The sequence below is a fragment of the Stenotrophomonas sp. YJH_SMC_14-1 genome, assembly GCF_059372275.1.
This window is the reverse complement of the sequence record NZ_JCAFVK010000001.1, coordinates 549,485-561,367: the sequence shown is the minus strand read 5'-3', so window position 1 is coordinate 561,367 and position 11,883 is coordinate 549,485. Positions and strand designations below refer to the sequence as shown.

At 67.7% G+C, this 11,883-nt stretch carries 10 protein-coding genes; 4 read left to right on the top strand and 6 right to left on the bottom strand.

Translation table 11 applies throughout. The annotated features are described in order from the left end of the window. Window positions 1-481: 481 nt before the first annotated feature. From dapE to map, 6 genes are read right to left on the bottom strand one after another with little or no spacing between them, the layout of a single operon-like run. Window positions 482-1,609 (bottom strand): succinyl-diaminopimelate desuccinylase, encoded by a 1,128-nt coding sequence (gene dapE, locus AC5P9P_RS02745; protein ID WP_495232592.1) that lies wholly within the window; start codon window positions 1,607-1,609, stop codon window positions 482-484. Further along, window positions 1,606-1,977: an arsenate reductase gene (locus tag AC5P9P_RS02740; protein ID WP_172958409.1), complete on the bottom strand. Its 372-nt coding sequence runs from the start codon at window positions 1,975-1,977 to the stop codon at window positions 1,606-1,608. The genes dapE and AC5P9P_RS02740 overlap by 4 nt, the downstream gene beginning before the upstream one ends. Window positions 1,978-2,008: 31 nt before the next feature. Beyond that, a complete protein-coding gene (locus tag AC5P9P_RS02735) occupies window positions 2,009-2,470 on the bottom strand; it encodes a hypothetical protein (protein WP_229295560.1) in 462 nt (153 codons plus the stop codon). Beyond that, entirely contained in the window at window positions 2,412-3,473 is a 1,062-nt protein-coding gene (dapD, locus tag AC5P9P_RS02730; protein WP_005408756.1) for a 2,3,4,5-tetrahydropyridine-2,6-dicarboxylate N-succinyltransferase, read from the bottom strand. The genes AC5P9P_RS02735 and dapD overlap by 59 nt, the downstream gene beginning before the upstream one ends. Next, window positions 3,473-6,082 (bottom strand): [protein-PII] uridylyltransferase, encoded by a 2,610-nt coding sequence (locus AC5P9P_RS02725; RefSeq protein ID WP_447608955.1) that lies wholly within the window; start codon window positions 6,080-6,082, stop codon window positions 3,473-3,475. The genes dapD and AC5P9P_RS02725 overlap by 1 nt, the downstream gene beginning before the upstream one ends. A 20-nt stretch (window positions 6,083-6,102) precedes the next feature. Beyond that, window positions 6,103-6,945 carry a type I methionyl aminopeptidase gene (gene map / locus AC5P9P_RS02720; protein ID WP_005408754.1) on the bottom strand — a complete coding sequence of 281 codons (843 nt, stop codon included), beginning with the start codon at window positions 6,943-6,945 and terminating at the stop codon, window positions 6,103-6,105. Window positions 6,946-7,118: 173 nt separating this feature from the next. Here map and AC5P9P_RS02715 point away from each other — a divergent pair, with 173 nt between their 5' ends. The 4 genes from AC5P9P_RS02715 to AC5P9P_RS02700 are packed head-to-tail and all read left to right on the top strand — an operon-like array spanning window position 7,119 to window position 11,815. Beyond that, complete coding sequence (locus AC5P9P_RS02715) at window positions 7,119-7,649, top strand: Csu type fimbrial protein (RefSeq protein ID WP_005412747.1); 531 nt, start codon at window positions 7,119-7,121, stop codon at window positions 7,647-7,649. After that, entirely contained in the window at window positions 7,649-8,398 is a 750-nt protein-coding gene (locus AC5P9P_RS02710; protein WP_049402561.1) for a fimbrial biogenesis chaperone, read from the top strand. Before AC5P9P_RS02715 ends, AC5P9P_RS02710 begins: the two co-directional genes overlap by 1 nt. Window positions 8,399-8,405: 7 nt before the next feature. Then, entirely contained in the window at window positions 8,406-10,784 is a 2,379-nt protein-coding gene (locus AC5P9P_RS02705; RefSeq protein WP_495232591.1) for a fimbria/pilus outer membrane usher protein, read from the top strand. Then, window positions 10,781-11,815, top strand: coding sequence for a Csu type fimbrial protein (locus AC5P9P_RS02700; RefSeq protein ID WP_495232590.1), 1,035 nt, complete (start codon window positions 10,781-10,783; stop codon window positions 11,813-11,815). The genes AC5P9P_RS02705 and AC5P9P_RS02700 overlap by 4 nt, the downstream gene beginning before the upstream one ends. Window positions 11,816-11,883 lie beyond the last annotated feature (68 nt).

The window sequence follows — 11,883 nt, the reverse complement described above, 5'->3', positions numbered from 1 at the left end:
AGGCCCGGGCAGGCTGCGCCCGGGCACAAAAAAACCCGCATCGGCTGATGCGGGTTTTCTGGTGTCCGGGCGTGTGTTGCTGTCTATCTACCCAGGGCGCAGTCCCGCATCGGCCGCGCACGATTATTCGCGCGCAGATTATTGCGGTTGTTGTTGTTGACGGCGGTGGCCAGGCGGATCGACATGGCATTGACCCTACCCCGGTTTCCAGCGCGGCGCAACAGTTGCGTCGGCAACGAGGCACCGGGGCACTGGTTGCCCTGCCCTGCTTGGGCCTGGCGCCTGCCAGACCCTCACCCGCCTTCGGCCCTGCCAGCGGCGGCCGGCTTGTTCGCCCGGCCCCAGGCGCAGCGTTTCTACATGGCCGCGCCAAGCTACTGGGAAAAGGCGATCATGCCGCCGTTATTCATCTTTTCGGACCAGGGCCCGGCTACAGTCCTGCGCGGAAGGTGTGCCGACCAACGGTCGGCATCCACCATCGTCACACCAGCAGCCGTTCCACCAGCCGCTGGTACAGCCCCGGCAGCGCTTCCAGATCGTCCACGCGCACGTTCTCGTCCACCTGGTGGATGCTGGCATTGACCGGGCCTACTTCGATGCACTGGGCGCCCAATGGCGCGATGAAGCGTGCATCGGAGGTGCCGCCGCCGGTGCTTTCTTCTGGCGCGCGGCCGATGTGCTCGGCCAGCACCGCACGGGCGATGGCGCGCAGCGTGCCTTCCGGGGTGTAGAACGGCTCGCCGCTGCGATGCCACTTCAGCGTGTACTGCAGGCCATGCCGTTCCAGCAGTGCGGTGATCTCCGCCTCCAGCTTCGGCGCATCCCAGTGCGGGTTGTAGCGGATGTTGAAATCCACTTCGAGCTCACCGGGAATCACGTTGTTGGCACCGGTGCCGGCGTGGATGTTGGAGATCTGCAGGCTGGTCGGCGGGAAACTTTCGTAGCCGTCATCCCAGCGCCGCGCACTCAGCTCGGCCAGGGCCGGAGCCGCCTGGTGGATCGGGTTGCGTGCCTTTTCCGGATACGCCACGTGGCCCTGCACGCCTTGGATGCGCAGTTTGGCCGACAGGCTGCCGCGACGTCCCACGCGCAGCAGATCGCCCAGCGTCGCGGTCGACGACGGCTCACCGGTGATGCACCAGTCGATGCGCTGCCCGCGTGCGGCGAACAGGCGTGCAACGTGGCGCACGCCATCGATGGCATCGCCCTCCTCGTCGCTGGTCAGCAGTACCGCCAGCGTGCCGGGATGGTCGGGATGGTCGGCGACGAACTGCTCGGCGGCCACCACGAACGCCGCCACGCTGCCTTTCATGTCGGCGGCACCGCGCCCATACAGCACGCCATCGCGGATCTGTGGGGTGAACGGGTCGCTGGTCCAGGTCTCGCGCGGGCCGGTGGGCACCACGTCAGTGTGGCCCAGCAGAACCAGCACCGGCGCGCCCTGGCCATGGGTCGCCCACAGATTGTCAATGTCGCCCAGACGCAGATGATCGCACTGGAATCCGGCCTGCTTCAGCCGCGCCGCCAACAGCGCCTGGCAACCAGCATCATCGGGCGTCACCGAGGGCCGTGCGATCAGCTCGCAGGTCAGGTGGAGGACCGCGCTCACGCGGCACCCACGCCGAAGCGGGCCTTGAAGCCGTTGTCACTGAAACCCTGGCTGACCGTGCCGTCGGCGGTGACCACCAGCGGGCGCTTGATCAGCTGCGGATACTCGCGCAGCAGCAGCTTCCACTCGGCCTCGGAGTCCGCGGCCTTGCGGTTGTCCGGCAGCTGCCGCCAGGTAGTGGAGGACTTGTTCACCATCGCGGCCAGGCCACCCAGCTGCGCTGCCCACGCCAGCAGCATTTCCGGGCTGGGTTTGTTCTCGCGGTAGTCGACGAAGGTGTACGGCACGCCGAAGCGGTCCAGCCACTTGGTCGCCTTCTTGCAGGTATCGCAGTTCTTCAAACCGTAGACAGTGGTGCTCATGGCCATCTGTGATGCTGGAAAACAGAGGGCCAGAATCTCACAACAGGCGCTCGGACACGACCCGGAACGGCACTCTCGGCAAGCGGAAGGCCAGGCCCGATGCAAGCGCCACGCCCATCGCCTGCAGGCGCGGGCACTGCAGCTCGCGTTCCAGGCGCAGCGGCTGCAGGCTGTCGAGGCCTACCGGCAGCGCGATGCGGGTGCTGGCCCAGCGACAGTCGCAGGTGCGGGCGATGGCCTCGTCCTGGCAGGTGAGGAAACGCAGGAGGGCCTGATGGCCACCGAAGGCGGCGCCGGCATCGGCCAGCGCCGCGACAGTGCGCGGCGCAGTCGGGTCCAGCGCATGGCGTGCAGCAGGCGCGGCAGCATCCGCCCCAACAGGGTGTCGGACGGATGCCGGTAGATCGCGGACTGCGCCAGATCCTCCGGCGCAGCCACCTTCAGTCGGCCAGGCCGCGCAGCAGGTCGTTGACGCTGGTCTTGCTGCGGGTCCTGGCATCAACCTGCTTGACGATCACCGCGCAGTACAGCGAATGCGTACCGTCCTTGCTCGGCAGCGAGCCGGACACCACCACGCTGTACGGCGGGATGTAGCCGTAGGTGATCTCGCCGGTGGCACGGTTGTAGATGCGGGTGCTCTGGCTGAGGAACACGCCCATGCCGATCACGCTGTGGTGACCGACCACCACGCCTTCCACCACTTCTGAACGCGCACCGATGAAGCAGTGGTCTTCAATGATGGTCGGGCTGGCCTGCAGGGGTTCCAGCACGCCGCCAATGCCGGCACCGCCGGACAGGTGGCAGTGCTGGCCGATCTGCGCGCACGAACCCACGGTGGCCCAGGTATCGACCATGGTGCCTTCACCGACATAGGCACCGATGTTGGTGAAGCTCGGCATCAGCACCACGTCCTTGCCGAAGTACGTACCGCGGCGGGCAATGGCGCCCGGCACCACGCGCACGCCACCACGGCGGAACTTCGCTTCGTCATAACCGGCAAAACGCGATTCGACCTTGTCCCAGAACGGCGCCGGACGTGCGTCGACCACGGCCATGTCGTTGACGCGGAAGTACAACAGCACGGCCTTCTTCAGCCACTCGTTGACCTTCCAGCCACCGTGGCCGTCCGGTTCGGCAACGCGGAATTCGCCGCTTTCCAGGCCGTCGATCACACGGTTGACCAGCGGCCTGGTCGAGCCTTCCAGTTCGTGAAGGGTCAGCGTGGCGCGGCGTTCGAAGGCACTTTCGATGCCGAACTTCAGTTCTTCCACGCCCGGCGCGGCCGGCTTGCGCAGCGACTTGCGGGCGATGGTTTCGGCGCGTGCGGCTTCTGCGCTCTTGGCCGGGGCCTTCTTCGGTGCTGCCACCTTCTTCGCCGGCGCCTTCACCACCGCGGCTTTCTTCGGCGCGGCAGCCTTCTTCGCGGCCGGCACGGCGGCAGTTTTCTTGGCCGCTGCGCTCTTGGCGGTGGCAGCAGTCTTCTTAACAGGCTTGGTGGCCATCAGGCGGGGTCTCCGGCGTTTCGATCAGGGTCCAGGCAGGCCAGCATCGCGTCATGCAGCTGCTGCCGGGCAGGTTCAGTCAGGGGGAGGTCGTGTTCGTCACTGATCACGAAGGTGTCTTCGGCGCGTTCGCCGAACGTGGCAATGCGTGCATCATGCACGCGCAGGCCCTGGTTGCGCAGCACGAACGCCACGTCGGCCAGCAGGCCGGGGCGGTCGGGTGCGACCAGGGCAAAACGGGTTGCGCCCGGTTCATCGCGGAACTCGATGCGCGGCGCGAAGCGGAAATGGCGCAGCTGGCGTGGCACCACCCGACGCGACGGGCGCAGGCGCGACAGGTCACCACTGAGTGCCTCGCGCAGCGCGGCCTCCAGGTTGGCGCTGCTGCCATCGGCGAAGCTGTCGGCCGGGTTCACTTCGAAGGTATCGAAAATGGTGTCGGCCGGGCCATCCAGCACGCGCGCGCGATGGATCCCGTAGCCCTTGCGGTCCAGGGTCATCACGATGGCGGCAAACAGGCCGTCGCGGTCCGGCGAATGCACGAACACTTCCAGTGCCGGGTCGTCGACACTGATGCGGCGCACCTTCACCAGCGTCTGGCCCTGTTTCACCGGTACCAGCGCGGCGGCCTGCCAGGCCAGCTGCTCAGGGCGCAGGCGAATGAAGCCCTCATCCGGCATCACGGCGAACTGGCGGTCGATGGTGGCGTCGTCGTAACCCTGCTCGCGCACCAGTGCGCGCACGCTGTCACGCGCCTCGGCCACGCGCTCGGCCGCCGGTACCGGATGCTCGAGCCCTTCGCGCAGCGCGCGCCGGGTGGCGAAATACAGATCGGCCAGCAGGCGGTCCTTCCACGCGTTCCACAGCTTCGGACTGGTGCCGGCGATATCAGCGCAGGTCAGCAGGTACAGATAGTCGAGGCGGTCGCGGCTGCCCACCAGGGTGGCGAAGCGATGGATCACCACCGGGTCGGCGATGTCCTGCTTCTGCGCGGTCACCGACATGCGCAGGTGCTGTTCGACCAGCCACGCTACCAGTTCGGTATCGGACGTGCTCAGCGCATGCGCCTGGCAGAACGCGCGCGCATCGACCGCGCCCAGTTCGGAATGGTCGCCGCCGCGGCCCTTGGCAATGTCATGGAACAGGCCGGCCAGCAGCAGCAGCTCCGGCTTGCGCAGGCGCGGCCAGACTTCATGGGCGATCGAGAAGCGTTCGTCGGCACGGCTGCTGGCGAACAGGCCGATGTTGCGCAGGACCATCAGCGTGTGCTGGTCGACGGTATAGACATGGAACAGGTCGAACTGCATGCGCCCGCTGACCTGGGCGAACGCGGGAATCCACTGGCCGAGCACGCCCAGTCGCGCCATGCGCGAAAGCGTATCGACCGGGCGTTGGCCACGCAGCAGGGTCATGAACTGCTCGCGCGCGTCGGTGTCGGCCTGGTCGTAGGCCGGCAGCAGCGGCAGCGCTTCGGCCAGCGCGCGCGCCGTCAGCGAATGCAGGCCGCGTACCTGCGGATTGTTGGCCCAGCTGGAGAACAGCGCAAACACCTGGCCGATATCGCCACGCGGCCAGTCGGCCTCGTTGGCGGCCAGGTAGCCGCGGCGCAGGGAGAAGCCCACGGTCAGCGGCTCCGGCTGCGCTTCGCCATCGAACTGTTCCTCGAAGCGCTGCAGCAGGCGGTCGCTGATCCGGCGCACCACCAGCGCGGCGCGGTAGAAGCCCTGCATCATCTTCTCGACACCGAGGTTCTCGGCGTCGTCTTCGAAGCCCAAGCGCGCGGCCAGGGTCTTCTGGTAATCGAAACGCAGGCGCTCTTCCGGGCGACGTGCTACCAGGTGCAGGCCGAAGCGCAACCGCGCCAGCACCGCACGTTCGCGCTTAAGCGCCGCGGCTTCGTCGGCACCCAGATGGCCGAGCCCGACCAGGGCTTCCAGGTCGCGCACGCCAAAGGCACGCAGAGCCATCCAGCCCAGCGTGTTGAGATCGCGCAGGCCACCGGGACCATCCTTCAGGTCCGGCTCCAGGTTGTCGGCGGTATCGCCGAAACGCTGGTGCCGGTTGCGCAGTTCTTCCAGCTTGGCCAGGAAGAACGCGCGTGCCGGCCACAGTTCGCGGTCGTCGATGGCCTCGCGCAGCGCGCGGCGCGCCGCATCATCAGCCAGGATCGGGCGCGCCTCGATCAGCGCGGTCAGCACGGTCTGGTCCGTCGCCGCCTCGCGGCACTGGGATGCAGAACGCACCGCATGGCTGACCGCCAGACCGCAATCCCACAGCAGCGCAAACAGGCGCGCCAGTGCCGCTTCGTACGCCAGCTGTGCCGGCTGGCCGCCGAACACCAGCAGGTCGATGTCCGAGTGCGGGAACAGCTCACCGCGCCCATAGCCGCCCACCGCGAACAGCGACAGGCCACTATCGACTGGCAGGCAGCGCTGCCACGCCAGGCGGATCAGATGGTCGGCGGCACGCGCGCGCAGCGCCAGCAGGCGCTCGATGTTGTCGCCCTGGTCGAAGCGGCGGTACAGGCGCGCGTCGGCCTGCTGCAGCGCCTGGCGCGCGGCAGCAGCCCAGTCCGGGTCGTTGAGCGACGCGGCCGGCGTGTCCAGCAGCGAACTCGCCGGCAGCATCCTCAGGAGACCTGCGACTCGCCCGGCGACAGAGTCAGCACGTCGACGCCGGTCTCGGTGACCGCGATCATGTGCTCCCACTGCGCCGACAGCTTGCGGTCCTTGGTCACCACGGTCCAGCCATCCGGCAGCACCTTGTTGTAACGGGTGCCCTCGTTGATCATCGGTTCGATGGTGAAGGTCATGCCCGGCTGCAGCACCAGGCCCTGGCCCGGGCGGCCGTAATGCACCACCTGCGGCTCGTCGTGGTAGACCTTGCCGATGCCGTGGCCGCAGTACTCGCGCACCACGCTGAAACGCTCGCCTTCGGCATAGCTCTGGATGGCATGGCCGATGTCGCCCAGGGTTGCGCCCGGACGCACCGCACGGATGCCGCGCCACATCGCTTCGTAGGTGGTTTCCACCAGGCGGCGGGCCATCACCGACGGCGTGCCGACGAAGTACATGCGGCTGGTGTCGCCGTGCCAGCCGTCCTTGATGACGGTGACGTCGATATTGATGATGTCGCCATCCTTCAGCACCTTCCCTTCGCTGGGAATACCGTGGCAGATGACGTTGTTGACCGAGGTGCACACGGTCTTCGGGAAGCCGCGGTAGCCGACGTTGGCCGGAATCGCGCCCTGCACGTTCACGATGTGGTCGTGGCAGATGCGGTCCAGCTCCTCGGTGGTGACACCGGGCTTGACGTGGGGGGTGACGATGTCGAGCACTTCGCTGGCCAGGCGGCCGGCGATGCGCATCATCTCGATTTCCTGCGGGGTTTTCAGATTCACGCTCATGGCGCCCATTATCGCCGATCCCGCTGCAATCTGAACGAACGCCACCCAACTGGCGATCCGGGGCATGCACGGTTCCGGCAAGGAAAGTGAAAGCGTGACGATCTCCACCCTTTCGCACGCCTGTTTATCACGGATTACAGACACTTACCCGCAGAAGCTGGCCACGACCGTTGTCAAAGCGGCCCCGAACCTGCCGCCTTCGCCTTGTTCAACAGACCTTCGGGTCAGGGAGGTTGTCCATGCGATCCACGTTCCGCTCACCGCTCGCCTGGGTCCTGACCGGACTGTTGCTGGCCGGCCCCGCACTGGCCGCCGACACCACGACCTTCAACGTGACCCTGGTGGTCACCAAGGCCTGCACCATCACGGCGGCGGCGGCCACCAACGTTGACTTCGGCACGGCGGCCTCGACCACGGCGACCCCCACCCTGGGCCAGGGCACGGTGACCGCCCAATGCTCGGCCCTGACCCCGTACACGATTTCGCTGAACGCGGGCGCCAATGCCAGCACCGCCAACGACGTCACCACCCGCCGGATGAAGAACACCAACGCCGCGGTGACCGCCAACAACTTCGTTGGCTACCAGCTCTACCAGGACGCCGCACATACCCTGGTCTGGGGTGCGACCTCGGGCACCAACACCCAGGCCGGCATCGGCACTGGCCTGGCCGTGCCCTACATCGTCTACGGCCAGATCCTGAACCTGAGCACCAACAACCCGGCCACCGGCAACTACCTGGATACGGTCACCGCCACGATCACCTATTGATGGAGCACGCCCGCATGGCCGGACCCCGCCCGTGGCGCGCCACCGGCGTGGCGCTGCTCGCCCTCTCCCTGCTGGCCGCAGCCCCTGCCGGTGCCACCAGCCTCCAGGTCGCCCCCACCAGCCTGCAGCTTGAGGCCCGCCAGCGCGCCGGCGAACTGTGGCTGACCAACAGTGGCACCTCGCCGGTCAGGCTGCAGGTGCGGGTCTTCCGCTGGGTACAGCAGGATGGCCAGGAACAACTGCTGCCCACCGAGGAACTGCTGGCCACCCCTCCGATGCAGGAACTGGGCGCGGGCCAGCAGCAGCTGGTACGGGTCATGCGCCCGAACCACGAACCGCCTGCGGCACAGCAGTACTACCGGCTGATCGTCGACGAGGTGCCTGATCTGGCGACCCGTGCCAACGGCATGCAGTTCGTGCTGCGCTATTCGATTCCAGTGTTCGTGCAACCCTCGGGCGGCAAGCTGGCGCCGCGCCTGCAGGCCAGCCTGGTCCGGCTGGACGACGGACGCAACGGCGTGGAGGTGGCCAACACCGGCAACAGCTATGCACAGATCGCCGACCTGGCGCTGGGCAGCGTCCAGCGCCCGCGCATCGTGCACCCCGGCCTGCTGGGCTATGTACTGCCCGGGCAGGTGATGCGCTGGCCGATCGAGCGCACGGCCATCGACCGCGACAACGACCAGATCACGGCCAAGCTCAATGGCGAGTCGGAACAGACGCCGCTGTCGCCACCACCGGCTCGCTGAGGCGTTGATGGGCGCGCTGTTTGCTGCCCTGGCTCCTGCGGCGACCGAAGCCGCCGATGTGTCCGGCGTGGCTGCCGCCGGGGCTGCGGACGTCTCCGGGGTGTCGGCCGACGCGATCCTGCCCGCCCCCACGCCCCTGACCGCCAGCCAGACCCTGTACCTGGACGTCTCGCTCAACAGCACGCCCCGCGGCCTGCTGCCATTCACTGAAACCCGTGGCCGGCTGCAGGCCAGTCCGGAAGTGCTGCGCCAGCTCGGCTTCAGCGCCCGCGGCGATGCGCCGGTCTATCTGGACCAGATCAGCGGGGCGGTTGTGCGCTACGACGCGCATATGCAGACCCTGGCCCTGGACGTGCCGCTGGACCAGCTGACCCTGCCGACCACCGTGCTCAGCCAGCCGCAGACCCGGGCACCGGCCAGCACCGCCTCGCCCGGCCTGCTGCTGAACTACGACGTGTATGGCAGCCGGGTCGACATGCTCGGCAACCTCAGCCTCAGCTCGGAGCTGCGCCTGTTCGGGATCGGCAACGGCACCGTCGAGAACACAGCGATCAGCCGGCGCTACCAGCAGCCCGGCGACCGTCGCTGGCGCGGTGAGAGCGTGCGCCTGGATACGCGCTGGAGCCTGGATTTCCCCGACAAGGCGATGACGCTGGAGGTCGGCGATTTCTACAGCGGCTTCGTCGACTGGACCCGTCCGGTGCGCTTGGGCGGCCTGCAGATCGGCCGCAACTACGGCCTGCAGCCGTATCGCGTACTCACCCCCACGCCCAGCTTCCTCGGCCAGGCGGTGGTGCCGTCCACGGTCGAGCTGTACGTCGATGGCCTGCGCCAGTACAGCGGGCAGGTGCCGGTCGGTCCGTTCCAGCTGGCCGCGCAACCCGGCATCAGCGGCACCGGCAGCGCACAGGTGGTGGTGACCGATGCATTCGGGCGCATGCAGACGCTGGATTTCAGTTTCTATGGCACCCAGCAGCTGCTGGCCAAGGGCCTGTCGGACTGGTCGGCCGGCGTTGGCCGCCTGCGTGAGGATTTCGGCCAGCGTTCCTTCGCCTACGACGATCGCACCGTGGCCAGTGCCAGCTGGCGAGGCGGTATCAGCGACACCTTTACCGGCGAAGCACATGCCGAAGGCGGCGGCGGCCTGGCCCAGGCCGGCATCGGCGGCTGGTGGCTGCTCGGCGGCGCGGGCGTGTTCAACGCCGCCTATGCGCACAGTGACTATTACGGCCTGCGGGGCGGGCAATGGGCACTGGGCTACAGCTGGAACAACCGCCGACTCAACTTCAATCTGCGCAGCGTGCGCAGCCATGGCGATTACCGCGACCTGGGCGCACTGCAGGGCAACCTGCCGCCGAGCATCAGTGAACAGGCCACGGTCGGCGCCGATCTGCTGCGGCTGGGCACGCTCAGCGCCAGCTACCTGCGCCTGCGCTATCCCGACGGAGACGACAACCGCTACGCCAGTCTGTTCTGGTCACGCACCTGGAGCCAGCGGTGGTCGGCCTACCTGTCGGTGAACCAGAACCTGGACAAGAGCGATGACCGCAGCATCTACCTGTCGGTCACCGCCAGCCTGGGCAACAACCGCCAGGCCAGCCTCTCCAGCCAGCGCAACGGCGACAGCCAGAGCTGGGTAGCGGACGTGACCCAGCCGGTGCCCGGCGACGGCAGCGCCGGCGGCGTCGGTTGGCGCGCGCAGGTGCGCCATGGCGAGGACGGCAATGGCGGCCTGGCCGAAGTCGGCATCCTCAATGACGTCGGTCGCTACTCATTCGGCGCCTCGCGCCAGGGCGGCCTGAACTATGCCTACGCCAGCGCCAGTGGCAGCCTGGTGTGGATGGGCGGGCATGCCTTCGCCACCCGCGAAGTCTCCGACGCGTTCGCAGTCATCAGCACCAACGGCGTGGGCGGCGTGCCGGTGCGGCTGGAAAACCGGCTGATCGGCGTGACCGATGATCGCGGCCTGCTGCTGGTCAGCCCACTGCTGTCCTGGCAGCACAACCGCGTCTCCATCGACACCCTGGACCTGCCCGAGGACATGCGCGCCGATCGCATCGAAGACTGGGTGACACCCCGCCAACGCGCCGGTACCCGCGTGACCTTCGCGCTGCGTTCGCGGCCGTCGTTGAACCTGACCCTGCACGGCATGGACGGGCAACCGCTGGAGGTCGGCAGCGAGGTGCAGCTGCCGGACGGGCGACAGGCGCTGGTGGGCTATGACGGGCTGCTGTACCTGGAAGACGTGTCCGCCGGCAGCGTGCTGTACATCACCACCAGCCGCGGGCAATGCAGGGTGAAGGTACCGGACGTGCCCAATGTGGTGGCTTCCGGCGCGCGGCCGAAGCCGGCACCGCTGGCGTGCATCCCGGAGGTAGCGCCATGAGGACGTTGCTGCTCGGCCTGCTGCTGGTCGCCGGCCTGCTGGCGGCGGCACCCGCCCGGGCCGTCGCGGTGTGCGCCGCCGTCGCCGACCCGACGCTGCCTTTTGGCAACGTCAACAGCAATGCGCCCGGTGCAACCACCGGTACGCTCAACATCACCGTGACCTGCACCACTGCCGCGCTGAGCGTGCTGGCCACTACCGGCGTGCGGGTCTGCGTGGGCATCGGCGCCGGCAGCGGCGGCGGCAGCAGCTCCAGCTGGCGGACGATGAAGACCAGCACCAGCGACAGCATGAACTTCCAGCTCTACAACACCTCCAACTTCAGCCAGGTGACCGGGTTGACCCCGCGCGGCTCGCCGCCGGCGCAGGAGCTGACCTTGACCTACAACGTGCCCCTGACCGGCGGCAGCGGCACGCAGACCACGCAGCTGTCCGCACAGATCCCCGCCAATCAGATCCTGGCGTCAGGCGCCTACAGCAGCACCTTCAACGGCGCCAACGTGGTGCTGACCTGGGCCTGGAACGAGGTCCTGCTCGGCAATGCCACGGTGCCCGCCAACTGCAACGGCGGCGCCACCGGCACCAACAGCATCAGCAACGCCTTCAACTTCACCGCCACCGCCAACGTGTTGCCGCAGTGCGGCAGCTACGTCACCACCAACATGGACTTCGGCAACGTCACCGGCGGCATTCCCGCCAACATCGACCGGACCGCCACCCTGACCCTGACCTGCCTGAAGAACACGGCCTACCAGGTCAGCCTCAACAACGGCCAGAACAATCCCACCGCCACCAGCACGCGGCGCATGGCCACTACCATCGGCGGCAGCACCTACTACCTCACCTACGAGCTGTACCGCGATGCCGCGCGCAGCCTGCGCTGGGGCAATACCCTCAACGTCGATACCGTTGGCGGCACCGGAAGTGGCAGCGCGCAGCAACTCACGATCCATGGCCGGGTGCCGCCGGTCACCGGCCAGCCCCCGGCCGGCATCTACAACGATGTGGTGCAGGTGACCATCACCTATTGACCTGCATGCCGACCAACGGTCGACACCCACCGGGGTTTCGGCAGATCCACGTCATGCGTGGATGCGCG

What these genes read in the sequence shown, in the direction of transcription:
- AC5P9P_RS02740 (WP_172958409.1), bottom strand. Translation starts at nt 1,977, where the DNA reads ATGGCCATGAGCACCACTGTCTACGGTTTGAAGAACTGCGATACCTGC.
- AC5P9P_RS02735 (WP_229295560.1), bottom strand. Translation starts at nt 2,470, where the DNA reads ATGCCAGGACCCGCAGCAAGACCAGCGTCAACGACCTGCTGCGCGGCC.
- dapD (WP_005408756.1), bottom strand. Translation starts at nt 3,473, where the DNA reads ATGGCCACCAAGCCTGTTAAGAAGACTGCTGCCACCGCCAAGAGCGCA.
- map (WP_005408754.1), bottom strand. Translation starts at nt 6,945, where the DNA reads ATGCCCCGGATCGCCAGTTGGGTGGCGTTCGTTCAGATTGCAGCGGGA.
- AC5P9P_RS02715 (WP_005412747.1), top strand. Translation starts at nt 7,119, where the DNA reads ATGCGATCCACGTTCCGCTCACCGCTCGCCTGGGTCCTGACCGGACTG.
- AC5P9P_RS02710 (WP_049402561.1), top strand. Translation starts at nt 7,649, where the DNA reads ATGGAGCACGCCCGCATGGCCGGACCCCGCCCGTGGCGCGCCACCGGC.
- AC5P9P_RS02705 (WP_495232591.1), top strand. Translation starts at nt 8,406, where the DNA reads ATGGGCGCGCTGTTTGCTGCCCTGGCTCCTGCGGCGACCGAAGCCGCC.
- AC5P9P_RS02700 (WP_495232590.1), top strand. Translation starts at nt 10,781, where the DNA reads ATGAGGACGTTGCTGCTCGGCCTGCTGCTGGTCGCCGGCCTGCTGGCG.